This is a genomic window from Sulfurimonas sp. (assembly GCF_029027405.1).
Lineage (GTDB): Bacteria > Campylobacterota > Campylobacteria > Campylobacterales > Sulfurimonadaceae > Sulfurimonas.
The window spans coordinates 1,894,253-1,918,831 of the sequence record NZ_CP093396.1 but is presented as its reverse complement, the minus strand read 5'-3'; the positions used below and the strand labels follow the sequence as shown (position 1 = coordinate 1,918,831).

Genomic DNA, 24,579 nt, shown 5'->3' with positions numbered 1-24,579 from the left:
CGCTTAAGCCTTTAGTGAGCTTAACTGCTCTAAAACTTTTTTTTGTTTTGTTTTAGCATCTGAAAGAAGAGTACGATTTTTATCAAGAACATCTTTAGGTGCATTTGCTACAAATTTTTCATTATTAAGCATGCCATTAAGTTTTCCTATCTCTTTTTGCAACTTCTCGTCTTGTTTTGTTAACTTAGAGATAATTGAGCTCAAATCGATTGAATCAGTTGGTATAAAAGTTTCACACAAATCAGCGATGTCGCTTACAGAGTTTTCTACTTTAGTCTGTGTAAATTCTAAAACTTCAACTTTTGCAAGTCTTGTGATAAAAGGTAACATCATCTTTTTTTCTTTATCTGAAATATTGTAAATTTTAACAAATGCTTTTACTATTTTTTGGTTTGCTAAATCAACAAGAACTTTCGCTCTTCTAATAGAAACAATAGCATCCATGATGATTTCAAAAGTTTTTTCTTCTTTTCGTTTTTTTGTTTTTGTTGGATAAGACATAATCATAATAGAATCACTATCTTCTAGCGTTGTACCAGATAACTCATGGTAAAGATACTCTGTGATAAAAGGCATAAAAGGATGAAGTAGTTTCATAGCTTCTTTAAAAATAGCTCCAAGTTCAATGATAGATGCTTTATCTGCTTTACTAAGTTCAATTCCCCAATCACAAAATTCATTCCATAAAAAGCGATACATAACTAAAGCTGCATCGTTAAACTTATACTCCTCTAAGTAAGTACGAACTTCTTTTGTTGCAAAGTTTAGTCTAGATGCCATATACTTTCCAAGGTCAGTTTTAAGACAAAAGCCTTTTAAATCAGGAAAAGTTTTTTCGTTCATTTGAAAGTATTTTGATGCATTGTAAAGTTTGTTTGTGAAGTTACGGTTTTGCTCTAGTTTTTCTGTACTCATGCGAATATCACGACCTTGAGCGGCAGAAATAGCAAGAGTAAATCGTAAAATATCAGCAGAATATTTGTTTACCATATCAAGAGGGTCAATAACATTACCCTTTGATTTACTCATTTTATCGCCTTTTTCATCACGAACAAGAGCGTGTAGGTAGATATGATTAAACGGAAGTTGACCATTAAAATGTTCACCCATCATCATCATTCTAGCTACCCAAAAGAAAAGAATATCAAAACCTGTGATTAAAAGAGTATTAGGATAAAAATCTTTCATATCGTTTTGTCCATCTTGACCCCAGCCAAGAGTAGAAAAAGGCCATAGTGCCGAAGAGAACCAAGTGTCTAAAACATCAGGATCTTGAGTTAAGTTTTTACTTGAACATTTAGGACAAGATGATGGATTTTCATCTAATGAAGCAAACTCATGTTCACAGTCATCACAATAAAAAACTGGAATCTGATGTCCCCACCAAAGTTGACGAGAAATACACCAGTCGCGAAGTTCACCCATCCAAGAGTTGTAAGAGTTTATCCAGTGAGGAGGAAAAAATGTAGCTTCACCTGCATTTGTTTTTAGTATAGATTTATCAGCTAATTCTTTTTTCAAAAACCATTGTTTAGAAATATAAGGCTCAACAACACTTTTACATCTGTAACAGTGTCCAACTTGATGTTTATGGTCTTCTATCTTAACCATAAAACCTTCTTCTTGTAGTCTATCCACAATTACTTTACGGGCTTTTAGTCTGTCTAAACCTTTAAACTCAGCAGCATAATCATTCAAAATCCCTTTTTCATCAAAAACAGTAATAAACTCTAAGTTATGTCTTTTTCCAACTTCGTAGTCATTTTGATCATGAGCAGGAGTAACTTTAACAACACCTGTTCCAAAGTCCATATCAACATGTTCATCAGCAATGATTGCTACTTCTCTGTCTAGTAAAGGTAGTTTTATCTTTTTACCAATAAGGTCTTTATATCTTTCATCTTCAGGGTGAACCATTACAGCTGTATCACCAAAGTAAGTTTCAGGTCTAGTTGTTGCAACTTCTACATGACCACTTCCATCTGCAAAAGGATACTTGATATGATAAAATTTTCCATTAGTATCTTCATGTTCAACTTCTATGTCACTTAAAGCTCCATCATGAGTACACCAATTAACCATGTAGTTTCCACGAATTATAAGACCTTCATCATAAAGTTTTACAAATGATTCTTTTACAGATGTTTGTAAACCTTCATCCATAGTAAATCGTTCTCTTTCCCAAGCAGGAGTTACACCCATCTTACGAAGTTGGTCTGTCATAATTCCAGCAGATTCTTCTTTCCAAGCCCATGCTCGCTCTAAAAATGCTTCACGACCTATGGCCTCTTTTGTTGTTCCGCTTGCTAGTATTTGTTTTTCTACAACATTTTGAGTAGCTATTCCTGCGTGGTCTGTTCCAGGTTGCCATAGAGTTTTATATCCATCCATTCGTTTATAACGAGTTATGATATCTTGAAGTGTAAAGGTAAGTGCGTGACCAATATGTAAACGACCTGTTACATTTGGAGGAGGCATCATAATAGAGAAGTTTTTTCCCTCTTCTTGAATAGCTTTGTTGCCATCTATTTCGAAGTACTTTCTATCTTCACATATTTTATAAAATTTATTCTCTATTTTACTGGGGAGGTAGCTGTTTTGGGACATATAATCGCCTTAAAATTGTCTATTTAAAATTTCGCGATTATATCTTAAAATAAGTGAGGATTTGCTTAGATGCTAGTAAGAGGACAAAGTATATTTTTTAAGTAGCAATTGTTTTGCAAAATTATATAATAAGCTAACATTTATTTTGGAGATTTTATGAAACCTATATTAGTAATTATTTTAAGTATATTATTTAGTTCGATACATGCACAAAACATCTCAAACGATTACCTAAAAGTGCTTCGTATAACCCCAAATGGCAAGGATGTACCTACATCTAGACAGATAGTTATCCAGTTTGACAGAGATGTGGTAGCACTAGGAAAGATGGATAGAAAAGCATCAGAGATACCAATAGAGATAAGTCCAAAATTAGAGTGCGAATGGAGATGGTTAAACTTATCTGCTCTGTCTTGTCAACTAAATGAAAAAACAAGATTGAAAAAAGCTACAAAGTATGTTGTAAAAGTTAATAAAGGATTTAAAACTACTAGTAATATAGAGATGCTAAACAGTTATACAAGTAGTTTTATAACTCAAAGACCTAAGGTAACATACACATATTTTAAAACATGGTTATCTCCTGTAACTCCACTTATTGTGCTAAGATTTAATATGCCTGTAAAAAAAGAATCAGTTGAGAAGTCAATATTTTTTACAAATTCTAGAGGAAAAAGATTTGGTGTTGTAGCTTTTGGAAAAAAACTTCAAAGAGTAAAGCCTTACTATGAAGACACAACTCAAAACTTAGATATAAATAGTAGTACAAACTCTTTTATTTGGGTAATTGAGCCAAAAAGAAGACTTGCCCAAGATGAAAATATAAAGCTAAATATCCAAGCAGGTCTGAGTGCTTTAAGTGGAGGAGAAGCGGGAGTTGAGCAGAAAGTTTTAAAAAGATTTATGACATTTCCAGAGCTTGAGTTTAAAGGTATAAGGTGTACTTTAAAAGATAAAAAATCGGCTCAAATTATAGGAATTGATACTCTTAAAAAAATAGATAGGCTCCAAAAGTTATGTAAACCTCTCTCTTCTGTTGGACTTCTCTTTAGTACTCCTGTAGCAAATTCTATGGTAAAAAATAACATTAGTTTTCTTCCTAGGCTTGATGGTGGAAGAAAAGATTATGATCCTTGGAAAAATAGTTATGACTATAATAGAGTCTCTTATCCCCATAGAAAAGGCAAGTTATATACAGTCTGGTTACCAGAACTTTTAAAGGCAAACCAGAAGTATCTAGTCTCTATAAATAAAAAAGAATTTGCAGACTTATTTGGTAGAAAAATTAAGGAGATAGAAGAGACAAAAATAAAGAAAGGAACACTAGATACAGTCAAAAGCATATTTAAAAATATGTTGAAAAAACCTGAAATAAAGTTTGACTTTTTTACAGCACATAGAGATCCAAAACTAAAGATGAACTATTCATATGCTGTCTTAGAGAGTAGGGTAGATAGTGCTTTAGGTGCCTATGTGACAAACTTGGATTTTATAGACTTTAACTACGACATACTTCAGTTCTCTAAAGATAAAAAAGGTCTTAAAAAAACTCTAAAGATAAATAAAAAAGAAGATGTGGCTTACAAGGTAAAACTTGGCATTAGAGAGATTCTAGATAACAAGTCTGGCGTATTTTATGGGAGTATATCTCAACGACCACTTAGCGCATATAAATATCAAAACAGACTTTTTGCACAAGTAACTCCTTTTCAAGTCCATGCAAAAATGGGACATTTTAACTCTCTTGTATGGATAAGTAGGTTTAGTGATGGACTTCCTGTTAAAGATGCTAAAGTGACTCTATACAAAGGTACATATAACAATTTAACTGAACTTCAAATGTCGGTATTTGGTTTACTTAGTGATAAGAATGGACTTGTTAGTTTTGAAGGGATAAGTAAACTTGACCCAAATCTACAACACTTCTCCTACTGGCTTTCAAAGAAGAAAGAGAGATACTTTGTAATGGTAGAAAAAGATGAAGAAATAGCTCTTCTTCCACTTGATTATAACTTTGAAGTCAGAAGTAGTGGGACTTATGCACGAACACAGGGATATTTACAACATGCATCTGCATGGGGTACAACGGCTCAGGGTGTTTATAAACTAGGAGATAAGGTTGAGTTTAAACTTTATGTTAGAGATCAAAATAACACTAGTTATGTAGCACCACAAAAATCTAGCTACACACTAAGTGTATATGATCCACAAAGAAAAGAGGTCTATAAAAAAACGGCTTTATCTCTTAATGAGTTTGGTTCTTTTAGTGATGAGTTTGTAGTTCCTAAAAATGCAACTACAGGTAAATATAGATTTAATCTTAAAAGAGAATATTATGTTGATTCAAAACTAAAAAGCATAAAGTTTACTCCTATGGACTTTTTAGTAAGTGACTTTACTCCATCTCCTTTTAAAGTAAAAACCCAACTTAATGGAGAGTCATTTGAATCAAATGATACTATTAGAGTAGATTCTATCGCTACACTTCACTCAGGTGGAGTCTTTAGTGATGCAGATATTAGAGTAAATGCACATCTAAAGCAGGAGTCTTTTTTTACAAATATACCTTTAGCTAAAGGATTTAGATTTAGCTCTTCTGGGTACTTTTCTCAAAATAAACTCTTAGATATTAGAAGTCGTCTAGATGCTAAGGGTGAAAATCAGACCAGTTTTAAAGTACCTGTGTTTAATCTATACTATGGTTCTATAGTAGTTGAGTCTGCCGTTAAAGATGATAGAGGTAAGTTTGTAGCATCTAGTGCTAGGGCAAAGTATTTTGGAAGAGATCGTTTTGTGGGTCTTAAAAATAGTAAGTGGATTTATGAAAAAGGCACTAGTGCAGATATCGAAGTAATAGTTGTAGATAAAGAAGGAAAACTAACTTCAGGTACGGAGATAGAGATAACTATAGAGCATGAGACATATGTAGCATCTAAGGTTAAGGGTGCGGGTAATGCATTTTTAACACAGACTGTAAGAAAATGGGTTGAGCAAGAGAAGTGCAGCGTAGCATCTACTACCGATATAGTAAAGTGTAGTTTTATTCCTAAAAACTCAGGTTATTATAGATTTACTGCGAAGATAAAAGATTCTAAAAACAAAGAACATAAAAGCATGATACACGCTTGGGTAAGTGGATCTGGAAACTTACTATGGAATCAAAGTAACGATGCAACTCTAAAGATAATACCTGAACAAAATAGTTATAAGATAGGTGATAAAGCTAGATATCTTGTCAAAAATCCTTTTCCCGGAGCAAAAGCTTTAGTAACTATCGAGAGATACGGCATTATTGATTCTTGGATTGAAACACTAGAAACTAGTACACATGTAATAGAAGTACCTATTAAGTCTGAGTACCTTCCAGGATTTTATCTAAGTGTAGTCGTTTTATCTCCTCGTGTAGAAAAACCTAAGGGTTTATCTAAAGTTGACCTTGGAAAACCAAGTTATAAGATGGGATACATAAAGACTCTAGTTAAGGACTCATTTAAGGAACTGTCGTTTGATATTACAACAGATAAAGAGATATATAAACCAAGAGAGAAAGTAAAAGTAAGACTAAAAGTAAATATTCCTAAGGCAGGAAAAAGTGAACCTTATGAAATAGCGATTGCTGTTGTTGATGAGTCAGTCTTAGCACTGAACAAATCAGGTAATAGATACTATGACCCATATCTTGGATTTAATAAACTAGAATCTCTTGATATTAAAAATTATAGTCTTATCAGTCGTCTTATAGGTCGTCAAAAGTTTGAGAAAAAAGGTGCAAACGCAGGTGGAGATGGTGGTGGAGTTGCTCAGTCACAACTAAGAAATCTTTTTAAATATGTGACATACTGGAACCCATCTATAGTAGTAAGAAATAATCTTGCATCTGAGGTAGAGTTTGAAGTTCCTGATAATCTAACAGGATGGAGAATCATTGCCTTTGGTGTAAATAAAGATGACATGATGGGACTCTCAACAAAAAGCTTTAAAGTAAATCGTCCTACAGAAATAAGACCTGTAATGCCAAACCAACTTCTTCAAGGAGATAGTTTTAAAGCAGGTTTTAGCGTGATGAATAGAAGTGCTAAAACTAGAAATATAAAAGTAGATATACAAGTGAGTGGAGCTATAAGTAAGACTATAAAAAAAGAATTCAAAATAAACCTTAAGCCTTATGAGAGAAAGAGCATCTACATACCAGTCAAAACTACAACTTTTGGTGAACTTACTTTTAGTGCTACAGGAGGAGATGCTTTTGACGCAGATAGTCTAGAATATATAGTAGTGGTAAATAAAAGACGCTCTTTAGAGACATCTGCACTATACGGTTCTACAAAAGATTCTTTGACTAAAAAAGCTATTCATATTCCAAAAGATATACATACTGATGTTGGGGAAATAGGGGTTTCACTCTCTTCTTCAGCTATTGGAAATATAGATGGAGCGTTTAAATATCTCAAAGAGTATCCATTCTTTTGTTGGGAACAAAGACTTTCAAAATCTCTAGGTGCTTCAAAGAATGTAGAGTTAAGTGAGTATCTAAAAGAAGAAGACAGATGGAAAGATGCGAAGAAACTAATAGAGAAAACTATGCAAAGTGCTTCAAGTTTTCAAGCTCCAAATGGTGGTATGAGTTTTTGGAGAGGTCAAAATGCGTATGTTAGCCCATACCTCTCTGCTTATACAGCTCTGGCATTTGAGTGGTTAAAAGAAGATGGTTATGAGGTTCCCACAAAGGTAAGTGAAAACCTAAACAAGTATTTACTTGATATGCTTAGAAATGAGAACCTACCAAGTCACTACTCAAAAGGTATGAGTTCAAGTGTAAGAGCTGTCGCACTAAATGCACTATCAAAATCAAAAATAGTTGTAGCATCTGATATCCGAAGATATAAAGATCATGTAGCTGATATGGATTTATTTGGTAAGTCTAACTTTCTACAAGCCGCCCTTGCAACTAAAGGAGTCTCAAGTGACACTAAAACTAAGGTTCTTGACTCAATACTTTCTCATGTCAATGAAACAAGTTCTAAGATAGGCTTTAGTGAAGATTTAGGTGATGATTATTCTCAGATGCTATCAAGTTCTTTAAGAACAGAGTGTTCTATCCTCTCCACTTTAGTTCAAGCACAAGACGAGCATCTACTAGCACTTAAAGTGGAGTCTCTTACTCCTAAACTACTAAGAAGCATTATGCATAGTCGTAAGAACAAAGATTACTGGGGAAGTACTCAAGAAAATCTCTTTTGTCTAAATGCTATAGTTGATTATGCAAAAGTATATGAATCCAAAGACCCATCTATGAAGGTCATTGTAAAACTGGATAATAAAGTATTCGCTCAGACTACATTTGATAAAAAAAGTGATGTAGAAGTTGAGGTATCTCGTGGTTTAAGACCATCTGATGAGGATAAAAAAACTGACCTTACTATTAACAAATATGGAGAGGGGAGACTATACTATAGTGCTAAAATTAGCTATGCTTTAAAAGCCAAAAATGCAGATAGAATCAACTCAGGGATTGAGGTAAGAAGAGAATACTCAGTTGAGAAAGATGGCAAATTTGTAATGCTCAAAGCTCCGATGCAGATTAAAAAGTCTGATATTCTTAGAGTAGATATATTTGTGTCTGTTCCTGCGGCTAGACACTTTGTAGTAATTCGTGATCCAATGGCAGGTGGACTTGAACCTGTTAACAGTGACTTGGCTACAAGTTCACAAGTAGATGCAGACAAGGGAGCATTTGTAGCATCTAAAGGTTCATGGTGGTTTAGTAGAGGTGAGTGGTCTAGTTATGGAAGGTATTTCTGGAGTTTTTACCATAAAGAGTTAAAACATGATGGAGCTAACTTTTATGCTGATTATCTTCCAACTGGAAACTACCATTTATCATATACAGCTCAGGCAATAGCAGAGGGTGAGTTTAGTATAATGCCTGCACATGCCCAGGAAATGTATGACAGTGATATTTACGGTAAGTCACTACCATCAGAGTTAAAAGTTATTGATGATTAAAAAGTTACTTTTTTTTATCTCCATACTGAGTGTTTTACTTTTGGTATGGCTCTTTAATTTTACTCAAAATAGTATGCTCGAGTTTGATGAAGAATTATCTAGCATCTCTAAAGTCATAAAAAAACCAATCTATCTCGATAGATATTCTAAGCGTCTAAATATGACTTATGAGAATAGATGGAATTTATACGATCAAGTAGAACTTCACAATATCCCAAAGTTTTTTCAAATTGCATTTATACTCTCTGAGGATAAACGATTCTTCTCACACAAAGGAATGGATTGGTTAGCCAGAGTTCATGCTTTGTGGCAAAATGTAAGCTCTTTTGGTGTTGTAAGAGGTGCTAGTACTATATCGGAACAGGTAGTTCGTCTTTTGCATTCAAGACCAAGGACTGTAAGTGCGAGATGGATTGAAGGTTTTGAAGCAATATCTTTAGAAGAGAAGTTTTCCAAACTTGATATTTTAGAGTTTTATATAAATCAAGTTCCATATAAAGCACAGAGACGAGGAGTTGTTCAAGCTAGTAGATACTACTTCAACCGAGATATAAATACATTAAATAAAAAAGAGATGCTAGCCCTTGTTGTCCTTGTTCGTTCACCTAAATATTATGACCCTGTAAAAAACCATGAAAATCTAAACAGATCTATTTTAAATCTTGCCACTCGTCTCTATGAAAATCAAAAGATATCTAAAGAAGAACTTGAAAATATTAAGATTGACAGACTAGAAATTCAAGAAGCAAAGTCAGATTTTAACTCTCAACATTTTTTGGAGTTTATCTCTAAAAATAAGCCACAAGAGATGAGCTCAAAAATAGAAACTACACTAGATTCCCAGTTACAAAAAAAAGTACAGAGTCTTTTAGATGCAAGCATAGCAGGACTTGAGAGTAAAAATGTATTTAATGGGGCAGTACTAGTTGTAAACCATGATACAAACGAAATACTCTCTTGGGCAGTTGCAAATGCAGATGATAAAACTAAGGCTTTCTCACAAATGAATCCTGTCTTACTAAAGAGACAGCCAGGCTCTACACTAAAACCTTTTCTTTATGCAAAGGCTATAGAGATGGGATGGAGTAGCGCTACTCTTATAGATGATTCTATCTTGCAAGAGAGTGTAGGTATGGGGATGCATACTTATCATAACTATTCAAGAGGGCACTACGGACTTATAAGTCTGCGTGAAGCACTTGGTAACTCACTTAACATACCGGCTGTAAAGACTATACAGTTTGTTGGTGTAGATAATTTTCTTACTCACTTAAAAAGCTTTGGTATAAAAAGCTTATCTCAGCATCCAAATGTATATGGCGATGGCATCGCACTAGGAAACGGAGAGGTTAGTCTATATGAGTTAGTCCAAGCCTATAGTGTCTTGGCAAGAATGGGAGATTTTAAAGAGTTAAGTTACATAAAAACTTTTGAAAAAACAAATGGAAGTAGAAGAGTTTTTAGTGAAGATATCTCTAGTCTTATTGCAGATATACTAAGTGACTCAACTGCAAGAGAAAAAGAGTTTGGTATAAACTCTATACTAAATTTCCCATATCAAACAGCAGTAAAGACAGGAACATCAAGTGACTATAGAGATGCTTGGTCTATAGGCTATAACGATAAATATACAATAGGAGTTTGGTTTGGTAATTTAGACTATAAACCTATGGATAAAGTGACTGGAGGCTCAGGACCAGCTTACTTACTTAGAACAATTTTTAATGAATTAAATAGCAATAGAGAAGTAAAGAAATTATATCTAAGCCAGAGACTTAAGAAAAAAAGAATCTGTATTAAAACATCTGAAATAGCAGATGCTAGATGCGAGTCTAGAGATGAGTTCTTTTTAAATGATACCTATGAAAACAAAGCACAAGATAAGAAAGTAACGATACGCCTTATTAAACCTACAAACAATCTTTTAATAGCGATGGATCCAAGAATAGATGATGATTTAGAGTATTTTAACTTTCAAGTTAGTAAGAGTAAGGAGATTAAAAAAGTAATCTGGTATGTTAATCAAAAAGAAGTTTCTCAGACAAAAGATAGTTCTTTTTTATGGAAGGTTAAAAAGGGAAAATTTTCAGTTAAGGCAAGAGTACAAAAAAATAATGAGTCAGAGTTTCTAGATACGAAAGAAGTCAGTTTTAGTGTTTTATAGGATTTAAAAAAGAGTTTAAATCCCTGTAACTCTTTTTTTGATTTGTTTTTTATCTTCATACATTTCTTTGTCCGCTTTTGCAATAATTTCTTCTAAATCATCACCGATTTTAAACTCACTAACTCCAAAGGAAAAGCTTACATGAAAAGATGAATTAGATGATTTTAGTTTTTTAGAAATAACTTCTTCTCTGATACTGTTTAGATTAGAGATTGCTTTTGAATCAGATATGTTTTTTGGATATATTATTATAAACTCATCACCACCAAACCTTATAACTGTATATCTAGATTTTTTAAGTTGATTAGCTATAAATATGAGAACTTTATCACCTATAATATGCCCATGTGTGTCATTTATAATTTTAAAGTAGTTTAAGTCCATGATTGCTAATGTACCAGTTTCTTTAAGCGAAGAGCCATCCTCATCTAAAAGATTATCATGAAGCCATTTTCTATTGTAAGCATGAGTTAGTTCATCTCTATATATTGACTCTTTTAGTTTTTCAACTTCTTGTCTTAGTTCTTGAGCTTCTTTTAAAACTTCATTGAGAATTTTTTCATCTTTGTCTTTTATGGCATTGATCGCTTTGTTAGCATTTTTACTCAATTGAATAGCACTTTTAGAAGCTTGAGTTTGCATATCTGTTAAGTTTGAACATTCTAAAATCATCAAATCTTTTGCTACTTGTTGTTCATTATTTATATCAACTTTATGTTCAGTTGCAAACTTAGAAAAAATAGAAGCGTAGATGCTAGGTGTTACAACTGAAAGTTGATCGACAGAATTTTTTGTTTCATTGGAAATAATTTTTAAAGTTTCATTGTTTTGCATGTTCTCTCATAGTTATAAATTGTTATGTAATTATGCTCTTATTATGTTGAATAATACTTTAAATCTATACCGCTATAATCACATTCTTAAAATATGTAGGAGAGTTACTTGCCATTATCTCGTTTAAATGAACAGCAGTTCAAAGCAGCAACTTCACAAACTTCTCAAAACTTAATAATTGCATCTGCTGGAACAGGAAAAACTTCTACGATAGTTGGAAGAATTGCTTATCTTTTAAACTCAAATATTAAACCACAAGAGATTTTACTACTTACATTTACAAACAAAGCAGCTGCAGAAATGGTGACTCGTGTTGCTGAACTTTTTGGAAAAGATGTAGCATCTAAGATAGATGCAGGAACTTTTCATGCGGTTAGTTACAGATGGTTAAAAAAACAAAATAAAAAAGTAATTTTAAAACAACAAAGAGAATTAAAAACACTCTTTAGAAGTGTTTTTGAAAAACGCTCTTTTGAGCATATTGGTGCAGAGATTACTCCTTATGGTGGGAATTATCTTTATGATATATACTCTTTTTATCAAAATACAGAACTAAGTTTAAATTTTGAAGACTGGATGGTAGAAACTTATCCAGAACATGAACTTTTTTGTTTGATATATGCAGATGTTATAGATGAGTTTGAAGCTTTAAAAAGTGAATATGGCTTTTTAAATTTCAATGATTTGTTACTTAATTTTAGAAAAATATGTGAAAACAGCGACTTGGGTTATAAAGAAGTTTTGGTTGATGAGTATCAAGATACAAATGCTCTTCAAGGCACACTTATAGATGCTATGAATCCTCCATCACTTTTTTGTGTAGGAGATTATGACCAGAGCATCTATGCTTTTAATGGTGCAGATATTTCTATAATAGGCTCTTTTGCTACTAAATATCCAGAGGCAGTAGTTCATACTCTTACAAAAAACTATCGCTCAAGTTTACCTATTCTTTCTCTTGCAACAAAAGTTATAGAACACAATGAACGCATATATCCTAAAGAGTTAGAAGTAACAAGAACTGGAGCGGCAAAAGCTCCAACTCTTTTAGCCTTTGATGAGCTTTTTGACCAGTATCATGCCATCGCTGCAAAGATTAGAGATACTCAAACTCCACATGAAGAGATTGCTGTTATTTTTAGAAACAACTCTTCTGCGGATGGTATTGAAGTAGGACTTCGTGAGCTTGACATTCCTTGTAAGAGAAAAGGAGGAATAAGTTTCTTCGATGCAAAAGAAGTAAAAGCAGTTTTAGATTTTTACACTCTTTTAGTAAATGAGTCAGATATGATGGCATTTATTCATCTTTTTGAGTTTGTTCGAGGCATCGGTAGTGCAATGGCGAAAGAGTTGTACTTAGCACTTAAAACATTAGGTCATGGTAGTATATTTTATGGTTTATATGCTCCTGATGAGTCTATTAAAAACCCTTTTGAGAAAAGAAAGTTAAATCGTCAACTTGGACTTTTTGATGAGTTTTTAGAACTTGGTGCTGTTGGAAAATTTGCTAAGCTAGAATTCACGCCTAAGTTTATGAAAAATCCGATTTTAAAGCATCCAAAATTAACTAAAGATAGTGCAAGTTTTTTACATGATTTTTATCTTTTGTATAAAGATTTAAAAGGCATAAAACAACCAAGAACAGTAGTAAAAAAAATTGCAACATCTGCATGTTTTAAGTATATATTTGAGATATTATCAAACAAAAGAGCACAGTTAAAAGATGGTTCGGTTGATGAAAAACAAAAGACAGAATCTCTAAGTAGAATAAGTAGAAAAATGATGCTTTTAGAAGAGTTGTCAAAACCATATTCACAACATGAAAGATTTTTAAATGCTATGATTTTAGGTTCGTCTGATTTAACTCAAGGGGAGGGTGTAAATCTGTTAAGTGTCCATGCATCTAAGGGTTTAGAGTATAAAGAAGTTTATGTGATTGACTTAATGGATGGAAGATTTCCAAACAGAAAACTTATGCAAAGAGGTGGCTCTTTAGATGAAGAGAGGCGACTTTTTTATGTCTCTGTAACTCGTGCAAAAGATATTTTATATCTTAGTTTTGCAAAGTACGACAAGATAAAGAAAATAAATTTTATGCCATCTCAGTTTTTATACGAAGCGGGACTCGTTCCAAAAGATGAGGCATATAGAGCCTTGATTCAAAAAGAGTTGGACAAAGAGGATGAAGATTAAGTTTTCTCCACTAAAAAATTAACTTTTAATTTCCAAACTCTAAAGGCTAATTTTAATTTAAACTTTTTCATTGTTCAGCCTTATTTTCTTTAATTACTCTTTCAATTAAGTGTAATAATTTAATATATTCATTGTAAATATTTTTGAACATTCTCTTATTATTTGTAGATTTATTATATATCTGAAGTATACTTTTTGCTTTTGTGTCAAGGTTGAATTCTTCATAATTTATCAAAGTTAAATTCCTAATATCTTCTCCATTATACACATTTTTATCATCATAAATAGTAGAAGAAGGTATATAAATATAATGAATATTTTTATGCTTGGATAATTTTTCTTTTAAATTATCCAAATATTTCAAATCTTTTGTTTTTGATATGTAATGTGTGCCATATGATAATATAATGACAGGTGTATTATATTTAGACACTTCTTCAACAGAATTTTCAAGTACAAGTCTCCATGGTTTATTACATTCATGAGCCCATGTTGGAATAATAAACAAATCAATATCATTTAATGTGTCCTCAATATCTTCAAATTTTGTATATCTGCACAAATCGTAAACTGATGATAATCTTTTAGTAGGTAGTTTTTTATTGTACTTTTCTATTTTAGGAAATATCTGATAAAATTTATTATTAAAATCTGTGTAGTCTGTTCTAAAATAGTGGTCAGCATTTAAATCTATAGCTAAGTTTAGGGATGTTGATGTTTTACCAACACCTCCTTTTCTACTAAAAACGACTATCTTGAATTTTTTTAATTTGTTGAAATACTCATAATCTTGAAAGCCTAATTCTTTTGATACTGCATGAAGTGCTTGACTATGACTTAAGCTGCTATTTTTTTTAAGTAAGTTTGCTTTTTCTTTAATTGTTTTTTTTGATATAGTAGTTGTCATGTAAATCCCTTTAATTTGAATAATATTAATGTTATTGTTCTCTTTATAACAATTACCAAATTACGGATAACTTACGTTGAGTGAGTGTTGAATTCAGATTTACCATACCTTATAGAAGGTTGAGAACGATAGGAGAGCTGATGTCCTGAATGAAATTATATCTTTTGTACTATTAATTATATCTTAATGTGCATTTATGGTTATATTAAGCTTATAGAGCTTTAGTGTTGAAAGAGTTAGACAAGGAAGAAGAGTAAGCTTTACTTCTCCCTCTCTTTTATTATTATATATGACGATAATATAGAAAGTACAACATAGGTACAAAAAAAGTAAACAGCTATTTGAACTTCTGCATTTGTAAATTCATCGACACTAAGAGATAGATTTGTAAGTAATAAAGAAACAATAAACACATCTGCCATTGACCATTTTGTAATAAAATCTATATATTTAATATTTATCTTCATAAGAACACTAAAGTAAAGTGATATAGTTTTAATAATAGGTATAGCGATACTAAATAGTGTAATTACAACAGCTAAAAAATAGTTTTGTAAAATCCATAATTTCTCAACTGTACTCCAAATCCCTTTTGACTCGTACTTAAATATAGTGAATCCAAAAATTGGTAAATCTTTAAAAATTTCAACTGTCATAATTGGTGCGAATATACCAACAAACCAAGAAATAAGAGCAGCACTTAAAATTGATACTATAAAAATTTCTTTAGAAGAAAAAAAGTATGTAAGTAGTAATACTCCTAAAGCTATAAAATAAAGTGTTGTATAAAGTTGTGTGTTTTCTTTATTTATTTTTGATAACTCATGTGGTTTTTGCTCTTTAGTTTCGCCACGTATATATTCAGAAAAGTAATCTTGTATTATATTGTTTGTTTTTTGTATATAGTGGTCTATTTTATTTTCTATTTTATAGTTTTGAGCGTGAGAAGCCATCTCTTTGTCATATTTTACAGAAAATAAGTATGCTTGAAATGCCATAAAAGCAATTATTAAAACTAAAATTACAGACAATATACCTGAGGAAAGGTTTTTACTGTACATTATTACGAATTTTTCTAACTTCAATAAAATATGTGTGACCTAAATAAATCACATAAAATATTGCACCAAAGAATATAACAAATGGAATTAGTGACAAAAGATATAGAGTTAATGTTTTAAATTTTATGCTACTTCCACGAAAGTATTTTATTTGCTTGTCTTCTTCTTTTGTGCAGATGTTTGAGGCTATATCAAAAGTTATCATCTTATGAAAAAAGTAGTACAGTGGTAGATTGAAAGCTACAATATTAACAAGTGGTATAAAATAAAAAGGCACTAAAAGTATAAAAAGAAGTAACATGATAACTGCCCACTTAAATACTAAAAATATGGACTCAAATATATTTGAATATCCTATCATATCAACATCACCGTAATGTCTAAATTGAAGCTCTTTTAAAACAAAAGGTGTTAAAAAACCAATAACAATAACGGCTATAAAAATAGACATATAAAGAACAGCAAAACTACCAAGAGCGTAGATGAGAAAAGTTGCTATCCATGAAGTGATGGCATAACTCATTAAAAACTGAATTATTGCCGTACCTTCTATCATTGTGTCGAAGCTCTCTGTATGAGGGATGCCGTTTTGCATAGTTGTTTGGCTTGAGTGAACTGACATCTCTCCTAGTTGATCAACTCCAATACCTGCTACTATAAAAAATAGAACATACATTACTACCAAAGTTAGCAAAAATGGCACGATTGAATATTTTAGCATTTTAGGTGTTAGTAAGTCTTTTATACTTTGTACTATCATCTTTTACTCCAAAGTCTTTGATTTAGTTTTAGCTCATCTACTATGCCGATGGCAAGGTGTAATGTTTTTACATACTCCATCGCTATTTTATAGTTTAATAGTGAACGAAATACTGTTGGCTCAAAAAGGTCTTTATCGTAGTAGATAGCTAAATGTATATGTGAGCCTATAAATGATATGTATAGTGGATGTTTTGATTTATGTTTAAAGTCTAGCAGTTTTTTCATCAGTGAGTGAGACAGAATATATCTTGCTTCTATTTGATTGCTTGAATAAACTACAAACTCTTTTTCAAAATTATTATCATCCATTTTAACAAGTTCATCTCTTGAAAAGTTATTTGATTGTAACCAGCTTCCTATTAAGTCTCCAAAAGTGCTTTGTGCTGTATCTGGTAAGATAACAGTCTTCGCTAAAAAGTTTTTGTTAAAATCAGCTACTATAAAAAGACCTTGAAAAATTGTACTCCAACTAGTACGCCCTTTTGAATCTTTATGCTTTTTTTCGGCATGAATATCTGAAAACTCTATCTTAGTTGCATCTATATTCCCCTGAACATAATCATTTCCACTTATTCTATCAGGAGAAGAAAATAAATCAGAACGCACAAAAAATTTTTGTGGAATATGGATATCACTTGAATATGATAGACTGGAATCAATAGCACCAATAAGAGGTCTTATAACCTTTTGTTTAAATTCATTTGTATAATCTTTGATAAAAAACTTATATAAAAAACCACCAACTGCCATATATCCAATACCAATGAAGATAAGAATATCGGGACTTTGCTGTATAAAAGATGACAGTAGAAAGATTAGCGCAAGACAGATAAGTGATAATATCATTCCAATGATAATAATTTTATCTCTTAAACTTTTTCTATCTTTTTCTAGGTTTTTTAGAGTTGGGTATAGAGTTTCATAGTAAAAATCCGTTAATTCACTTGCTGTTTTCATATATTAGTTGAAAAGCTCTTTAACATTTATATTTTCCCTTTGAGCATCTGGAATATGAAAAACTTCTTTTCTTTTATAGCCAATTGCCATAGCTATAAAGTTTGAAGGAATCATTTCTATTTTGTTGTTGTAATCAGTAACAGCTTGATTATAAGCTCGTCTTGCAGCAGAAATTTGCTCTTCTACTTCATTTAGTGTAGCTTGAAGGTGCATAACATTTTCATTTGCTTTTAAGTCAGGATAGTTTTCTACTGCAATCATTATTGAGCCTAAAGCACTACTAAGCTTAGCATCTAGAGCTATTTTTTGATCATCACTTACATTAGGCTTATTCGCATCTGAACGGAGTTTTGTCACTTCACTTAGTAAAGATTTTTCATGCTCCATATATTTACTAACAGTTGCAACTAAATTTGGGATAAGGTCATAGCGTTTTTTTAGCACAGCATCTAAGCTTGCAAAGATATTTTGGACTTGATTTTTTTTAGAAACAAGTGAGTTATAGATAAAAAATAGATTGATTACAATTACTAAAAATATAAGAAATGGAATTGACATGAGAGAATCCTAAGAAATTATTTTGTAGCCTAATCCATAGACATTGTCTATGAAAAAATGCTCTTTGTTGTATGATTTTAGCATTTTTTTCTTAAATCTTGAAATAAGTTGAATTGTGTTGTTGCAATGTATGTCACTCTCTGGATAAGATTTCATAATAGTATTTTGAATCTCACAAGAAGTATGATATTTATGTGGATTTTGTATTAAAATTTTTGTTAAAGAGTGTTCTTTTTTAGATAGCTTCACTTCATCTAACAGATAGTACAGCTTTTCTTTTTTTACATCCCAATGATAAAAATCATTAATTTTAATTTTAATATTTTTTGATAGTTTTGTTATAACTCTGTTTAGAGTAGAATCTAACTCCTTTAATTTCACAGGTTTGGATAGATAGGAAAATAAGTGTAGGTTAATAGCTTTTAAAAGTTTGTCTGTATCAGTAAAAGCAGCAAGCATAATTATTTCAATATCACTATCGGTTTCTCTGATAGTAGAAGCGACATTTAAACCATTTAATTGTGGCATAGATACATCTAAAATTGCAATATCAAATTTATTTTTTTCATATAATTCTAAAGCTTGTTTCCCATTCTCAGCTACTTCTATATATTCAAAATATCTTTTAAAAATTTCTAAAAAAAAATCTCGTACTATTTTTTCATCTTCAGCATATAATAGTCTTAGTTTGCTTTTCATAATCGAATCCTAAGTTTGCTTCATGCGTATTTAACATATATTTAAACGATTTTACTTATTTTATCATTATTATTCTTTATGTTTACAATTTTTATTTATATCTTTAGCACAAGAGTAACCACTAGCCCAAGCAAAGGCAAAATTATATCCTCCTCTTTTTCCTAGTATATCAATCACTTCTCCACAAAAGTAAAGATTTTGTTTTTTTAAAGACTCCATTGTTTTAGGATTTATTTCACTTGTATCAACTCCACCACCACTAACTTCTCCATGACGAAAACCATGAGTATCACTAACCTCAAAACGCCAATTTAGCAATTCATTAGCAATTTTTTTACATTGTTTTATGTTTATATCATTTGCTTTTGCATCTATACTTAGATTCACACTTTGGAGTATGCCTTTGGCAATTTTAAGTGAAATTAGTCCTACTAAAATATCAATAATTGATAAATTTGGCATTTTTTGCATTAGCTTAGATATATGAGAAGATAATTTTTGAGCATTAAAAGATGGAAGAAGGTTTATGCAAATATCAACCTTATTACACTCCATTAAGGCTACACTCACTTTTTGGGAAATATCTAAAATTGCAAAACCAGAAATACCGTAAGATGTAAATAAAATATCACCAGAGGTAGAAATATCTTTTTTATTATTAATAAGTAGAGTTACTTTTGCGAAAGTTTTTACACCACTCATTTTAGATGCAATAGATGAGTTTAGATGAAGTTGAACTAAAGATGGGTAAGTGTCAATTATATTGTGTCCAAATTCTTTTGCAAATTTATATCCATCATCATTTCCACCTAGATGCTCGCCAGCTTGTGAACCAGTTGCTATAACAACAAAATCATGTTTTTTATAAAGATTTTTGATATCTGTTATTTTCTTATCTAGGTGAATTTTAACACCAAGACTTGTAGCATAACTAAGAAAGATAGAAAGTACACTTTTTGACTCATTGCTCAGAGGATAGCATCTGCCATCGTCTTTCACATCCAACAAGAGACCTATACTAGATGCAAAATCGCTAAATTCTTTATAACCAAAATTATTTATAGCATCTAAGCAAAAAGATGGATTTTCTCCGAAATAGTCTGTTGTATTTAAGTTTTTATTTGTAATGTTGCATCTGCCATTACCAGAGACTAGAATTTTTTTACCACACTTTGAGTTTTGTTCATAGATATCAACCTCACAAGAGTTTTTTGCACAAAATATTGCACAAATAAGTCCAGACGCTCCGCCACCTACAATCGCAACTTTTTTATTCATTGTCATCTTTGTGAGCTTCTATAAACTCAGATAGTAAAAATCTTACTGACTCAAGTGTATCAGCATAAGGTTCATCTGAGTCTATAAAATCATTTGCTACATATGTAAAAGCGTAACCACTAATGTTGCCTTTACGAAGTGTTTTTATATTTTCACCTAGAGCAATTTGGGTATATATAATTTGCGTATCATTAACTTCTATTGCCTCAATTTTTAACATGAAAGTAGTTGGATCATCACCGACAAAGGTAAATCCTGCTTTTTTAAGCTCGCTAGAAAGAATGTTTTGTATCTCATCTTTTTGTGCTTTATTTAGATAATTTACTTTAAGAGAAACATAAATGTTTAAAGGACCTACATTGTCAAGTGTGAAAAAAGAAGCACTAAAAAGTGAAGTGAAAGTAATCAAAAAGATAAAAACAAGTCTAAACATTATTTTTCATTTTGTTGAATTTTTTTAATGCTATGTCTATTTCTTGAATAAAATCACTTTTTTTCATGTAACCTAAAGATTCATAAACTCTTTTACTTGTTTTTGGATTTATAAATATAACAGTTGGAACTAGTTTTGAGTAAAATTTTGCAGGATATTTTTCTTTATCTTTGTTTTTATTTATAATAATAGGAATAAGATTTTTTTGAACCTTATTCTTAACCAAATCAGAACTTAAAGTTTTTTTCTCAAATTTTTTACACCAAGGACAATAATCGCTAACTACAACCAACATGATCAGCTTGTTGTGTTTTTTTGCTATTTTTGCAGCTGAGTTATAATCTCTTGAATAATTATTTGTAGATGCAAACTCATCTATTTGTGCAGATATTGCGAGGGTAGATATTAATAGTAATGAAATAAATATTTTCATTGATTCTCCTTAATTATTGTTCATTATCAAATTTATGAGCATCTATAAATTTTGAAATTAAACGGTTTATAGTATATATGGTTTCCTCGTACGGCTCATCTGCTTCTAGTAAAGTATCCATATAAAAAGTATATGCAAATATATCTATGTCTTGCCCTCTTGAAGCTGTGACATTTTCTCCTAAGCCTATACTTATGTGGACTACTTCTCCTTCGTCTATCTCTACAGATTTTAGTTTAACAAGAAAATTAATAGAATCAACTTTACCAAATTTAAAACCAGCTTTTTTTAGTTTGTCAGTTATATCTTTTTTAAGGGATTTTTTTTGTTTTTCATCCATGAATTCTAGCTTATTTGACATGTGTAGATGCAAAGAGTTTACATCATCAAGGGAAAAATAGTTTGCACTAAAAAGTGTACTAAAGGTAAAAAGAAGTGTGGCTAAAAATCTCATAATTTTTTCTTTTTATATGTTTTTATTACTTCATCCATAGTGTTGGAAAATGTAGTTTTTCTTGAATAACCTAAAACTCTAAGAATTTTTTCACCCGTATTTTGGTTTATAAAATATACTGTAGGTAGTAGTTTTGTGTGAAATTCTTTTGGATATTTACCAATATCTCTTTTGTTATCAATTACAACTGGTATAAAATATTGTTTAACTCTTTTTCTTATAAGTGGAGATTTTAATGCTTTTCTCTCAAATTTTTTACACCAAGGACAGTAGTCTCCAACAACGACTAGCATAACTGGTTTGTTCTGTTCCTTAGCTATTTTTAATGCGGAGTAGTAATCTCTAAAATAGCCGACTTCAGAAGCAAATTTATCAATTTTAGCAGCATTACAAAATGTAATTAATAATAGCAATGTTATGAATATTTTCATCTTTTCTCTTTAAGGTTTTATAGTATGATATTAACACAATTTACATTAAGTTACAGAGTTATGATTTTAGCCCCAAACCCACCAAGATGCTGAGGTGCATCATCAAAACTTTTAACTCTAGGGTGAGCAATAAGAAAATTTTTAACAGCATAAGATAACTTACCTGTTCCAATCCCGTGATAAACAATTACCTCGTCCCAACCAGATACTAGTGCATCTGAAATAAATTTATCTAGTACTTCTTCTGCCTCCACAGCTCTCATACCATGAAGGTCACATTTTAAACCTGCTTTTTTCTCTACATCTACTTTTATATATGTTTGAGGTTTATGATGTATATTTTTAGTAGGTTTAAGGTCTTTAGTTTTTACTCTTAGCCTCATACCACCTACTTCTATAAGGGCTTCTTTTTTATCTTTTATGGAAATTATGGAACCCTTGTTTGTTCTATATTTTATAAAATCACCAACTTTAAACTCATGGTTATGAAGAATAGTCTCTTTTTTATCAGGTGGCAATTTTAGGTTTGCTTTACTCATAGCTCTATGGATAGCTTTTGTATCTCCAGCTTTTGCTGCTGTCTTTGCCTCATTTATTGCTAAGGCATAACTACTTTTTAGCTCATTTTTTTTGGCATCTAGCTCTTTAAAAAGAGTCTCTTTTTGCTCTTTTAGGTCTAGTTCTTTAAGTCTTAATTCTTCTAGCCTATCATCTACTTTTTTATTCTTTTGTTTTAGCTCACGCTCTAGTTGTGAACCTCTTTCTATGAGAAGACTTAGTTTCTCACTGTTGTCACCGTAAACATTTTTTGCTTCTTTTACAATGCTATTTGAGATGCCATATCTACTTGCAGTTTCAAAAGCGTAACTTTTGCCGATAATGCCCTGCATAAATTCATAAGTTGGAACTCTTAGTTCTTCATCATATATTGCCGCCATAAGTTCAACATCATCACGATCAGCCATAAGAGCTGCTAGGCGTTTATGGTGAGTTGTAACTACTACTTTTTGACCTCTTTTTATAAGGTCATCTAGTATGACTTTAAATAGGGCTGCTGCCTCGTCACTATCAGTTCCAAGCTCTATCTCATCTATTCCGACAAGTGCAGATTTAAATTCAAATATCTTAGAAAATTCTTGCATGCGTCCAGCAAATGTTGAGATGTCATTTTTTACATTTTGAGGGTCGTCTATAATGGAAAGGACAGCTTTAAAACTTCCTATATGTGATTTGTTTTCATTTAGTGACATAGGAATTATATATTTTGCCATAAAAGCAGCAGCCAAGATAGACTTTAAAAGCATAGTCTTACCACCAGCATTTACTCCAGTTACCATAAGTATATTTTTACTAAAGTCAACATTTACAGGCTTTGGTTTATGTAGAGCAGGGTGAGTAAAATTATTTAAAATTATTTTGGAGTCATTTTTTGACTTTATTAGTTGCAAGTTTTTACTTTTTGCGAATAGCACTCTGGCTTGGTAGTTATCAAACTTTGTAAATTCTTTATCAATGTAGGCTATAAAAGGTTGTATTTCACTTAAAACAGATGAAAACTCTTTTACATAAGTATAAAAGATAGCTTCTCTTTCTTGTTCTATATATCTTATCTGCTCTTTAGCTTTTAAGATGCTATCAGGTGATACATAAAAAAAACCACTGCTACTTCGTCCAATTACTGCACCTTTTAGTACATGGTTGAAGCCACCGCGAACTAAAAGACATTCTTGGTCATTAACATAGTGAATCTGAGTATCTACTAAGTAACCTGCTAGTTTGGAGCTTGACATCATTCTTTTAATAGAGCTATTCATATTATTTTTATGCTCTTTTATCCTAGCACTAAGTCCAAAAAGTGTCTGGTCTAAATTTTCTTCAAACTTACCATCATTTGTAAAGTATTTTTCTACATCATGAAACTTTTCGTGAACTTCAAATTTACTCATCCATGCACCAATGATGCCTTCAATTTCACGATTTTTAAAGTAACGAAAGTATCTTACAACTTTTACTATTTCAAATATCTGTTCAAAGTTAAGTACACCTCTCTTTTTTAAATGTCCTTTTATATTGTGAAAGTCTATTACTTTAGGAGGGGCTTTAAACTCTATCTGGTCTAATGCCTTGATATAACGAAAGTGTAGTTCCTGATCACCCTCTATATATAAAGAACTTTGGCGTGAAAAGAAGCTTTTAAATTGTTCTATATGTTCACTTAGGTCTAGTTGATTTATTAGTAATTCTATTTTAGAAGTTTTATCAGTTGCCATATTTTATTATTTTACCTATTAGTTGCTTTTATATTTACAATTTTAGCTAAATTTTGATTATTAAGAAGTTTAAGTTGGAGAGTTTTGAAAATAAATATTTGAAAGGTATTGAGCAGAAGATCTGCTCAATAGAGAAAGATTACAGACCTGTAACGTTTTCTGCTTGAGGACCTTTTTCGCCTTCACCAATTTCGAAAGTAACTTTTTGACCTTCGTTTAGTGAAACACGATCGTAACCATTGCTATTAACTTGACGGAAATGTACGAATACATCTTTACCACCATTCTCTTGCTCGATAAATCCGAAACCTTTTTCGCTGTTGAACCATTTTACTGTGCCGTTTACTAATGCTGCCATTGTAAATCCTTTGTGTTTTAATACACCCTTGTAACAAGGTGGTTGAAAATCTAATATAAAGTCTAATTTTTAGATGAATTTAACTGTTAACAAGGAGTTACCAATACAAAGTCGACTAAAGATGTAACTAGAATCATCTTTCATTGGCCGTATCATATCTAAAAAATCCAAAAA

18 protein-coding genes are annotated in these 24,579 nt (G+C 31.4%); 3 read left to right on the top strand and 15 right to left on the bottom strand.

The window, feature by feature from the left end; genetic code table 11:
* Window positions 1-3 precede the first annotated feature (3 nt).
* Window positions 4-2,607, bottom strand: coding sequence for a valine--tRNA ligase (locus tag MOV42_RS09210; RefSeq protein WP_324170902.1), 2,604 nt, complete (start codon window positions 2,605-2,607; stop codon window positions 4-6).
* Window positions 2,608-2,763: 156 nt separating this feature from the next.
* On the opposite strand from MOV42_RS09210, the gene MOV42_RS09205 reads away from it, so the two are divergent.
* Window positions 2,764-8,613, top strand: coding sequence for an alpha-2-macroglobulin family protein (locus MOV42_RS09205; RefSeq protein WP_324170901.1), 5,850 nt, complete (start codon window positions 2,764-2,766; stop codon window positions 8,611-8,613).
* Window positions 8,606-10,777, top strand: a complete 2,172-nt coding sequence (locus tag MOV42_RS09200) for a transglycosylase domain-containing protein (RefSeq protein ID WP_324170900.1) — start codon at window positions 8,606-8,608, stop codon at window positions 10,775-10,777. The genes MOV42_RS09205 and MOV42_RS09200 overlap by 8 nt, the downstream gene beginning before the upstream one ends.
* A gap of 15 nt (window positions 10,778-10,792) precedes the next feature.
* Here the strand turns inward: MOV42_RS09200 and MOV42_RS09195 are convergent, their stop codons facing one another.
* Window positions 10,793-11,611, bottom strand: a complete 819-nt coding sequence (locus MOV42_RS09195; protein ID WP_324170899.1) for a GGDEF domain-containing protein — start codon at window positions 11,609-11,611, stop codon at window positions 10,793-10,795.
* 108 nt (window positions 11,612-11,719) lie between these two features.
* Between MOV42_RS09195 and MOV42_RS09190 the strand changes: the two genes are divergently transcribed.
* Window positions 11,720-13,804 (top strand): ATP-dependent helicase, encoded by a 2,085-nt coding sequence (locus tag MOV42_RS09190; RefSeq protein ID WP_324170898.1) that lies wholly within the window; start codon window positions 11,720-11,722, stop codon window positions 13,802-13,804.
* Window positions 13,805-13,871: 67 nt separating this feature from the next.
* On the opposite strand, the gene MOV42_RS09185 is transcribed toward MOV42_RS09190, so the two are convergent.
* From MOV42_RS09185 to MOV42_RS09125, 13 genes are all read right to left on the bottom strand, one after another.
* Entirely contained in the window at window positions 13,872-14,711 is an 840-nt protein-coding gene (locus tag MOV42_RS09185; RefSeq protein ID WP_324170897.1) for a hypothetical protein, read from the bottom strand.
* Between the two features lie 260 nt (window positions 14,712-14,971).
* On the bottom strand, window positions 14,972-15,772 hold the full coding sequence (locus MOV42_RS09180) for a paraquat-inducible protein A (protein ID WP_324170896.1): 801 nt from the start codon (window positions 15,770-15,772) through the stop codon (window positions 14,972-14,974).
* The gene (locus MOV42_RS09175; RefSeq protein WP_324170895.1) at window positions 15,762-16,532 is read right to left on the bottom strand and encodes an EI24 domain-containing protein; all 771 of its coding nucleotides are present in this window, start codon (window positions 16,530-16,532) and stop codon (window positions 15,762-15,764) included. The genes MOV42_RS09180 and MOV42_RS09175 overlap by 11 nt, the downstream gene beginning before the upstream one ends.
* Window positions 16,529-17,491: a DUF3137 domain-containing protein gene (locus tag MOV42_RS09170; protein WP_324170894.1), complete on the bottom strand. Its 963-nt coding sequence runs from the start codon at window positions 17,489-17,491 to the stop codon at window positions 16,529-16,531. Before MOV42_RS09170 ends, MOV42_RS09175 begins: the two co-directional genes overlap by 4 nt.
* 3 nt (window positions 17,492-17,494) lie before the next feature.
* Window positions 17,495-18,049 (bottom strand): LemA family protein, encoded by a 555-nt coding sequence (locus MOV42_RS09165; protein WP_324170893.1) that lies wholly within the window; start codon window positions 18,047-18,049, stop codon window positions 17,495-17,497.
* A gap of 9 nt (window positions 18,050-18,058) precedes the next feature.
* Window positions 18,059-18,748, bottom strand: a complete 690-nt coding sequence (locus MOV42_RS09160) for a response regulator transcription factor (RefSeq protein ID WP_324170892.1) — start codon at window positions 18,746-18,748, stop codon at window positions 18,059-18,061.
* A gap of 69 nt (window positions 18,749-18,817) precedes the next feature.
* Window positions 18,818-20,026 carry an NAD(P)/FAD-dependent oxidoreductase gene (locus MOV42_RS09155; RefSeq protein WP_324170891.1) on the bottom strand — a complete coding sequence of 403 codons (1,209 nt, stop codon included), beginning with the start codon at window positions 20,024-20,026 and terminating at the stop codon, window positions 18,818-18,820.
* A complete protein-coding gene (locus MOV42_RS09150) occupies window positions 20,019-20,459 on the bottom strand; it encodes a hypothetical protein (protein ID WP_324170890.1) in 441 nt (146 codons plus the stop codon). The genes MOV42_RS09155 and MOV42_RS09150 overlap by 8 nt, the downstream gene beginning before the upstream one ends.
* Window positions 20,452-20,892 carry a thioredoxin family protein gene (locus tag MOV42_RS09145; protein ID WP_324170889.1) on the bottom strand — a complete coding sequence of 147 codons (441 nt, stop codon included), beginning with the start codon at window positions 20,890-20,892 and terminating at the stop codon, window positions 20,452-20,454. Before MOV42_RS09145 ends, MOV42_RS09150 begins: the two co-directional genes overlap by 8 nt.
* Before the next feature lie 13 nt (window positions 20,893-20,905).
* Complete coding sequence (locus MOV42_RS09140) at window positions 20,906-21,346, bottom strand: hypothetical protein (RefSeq protein ID WP_324170888.1); 441 nt, start codon at window positions 21,344-21,346, stop codon at window positions 20,906-20,908.
* On the bottom strand, window positions 21,343-21,777 hold the full coding sequence (locus MOV42_RS09135) for a thioredoxin family protein (protein ID WP_324170887.1): 435 nt from the start codon (window positions 21,775-21,777) through the stop codon (window positions 21,343-21,345). The genes MOV42_RS09140 and MOV42_RS09135 overlap by 4 nt, the downstream gene beginning before the upstream one ends.
* Before the next feature lie 50 nt (window positions 21,778-21,827).
* Window positions 21,828-24,047, bottom strand: a complete 2,220-nt coding sequence (locus MOV42_RS09130) for an endonuclease MutS2 (RefSeq protein ID WP_324170886.1) — start codon at window positions 24,045-24,047, stop codon at window positions 21,828-21,830.
* Window positions 24,048-24,186: 139 nt separating this feature from the next.
* Window positions 24,187-24,405, bottom strand: coding sequence for a cold-shock protein (locus MOV42_RS09125; protein ID WP_294963258.1), 219 nt, complete (start codon window positions 24,403-24,405; stop codon window positions 24,187-24,189).
* Window positions 24,406-24,579: the final 174 nt, after the last annotated feature.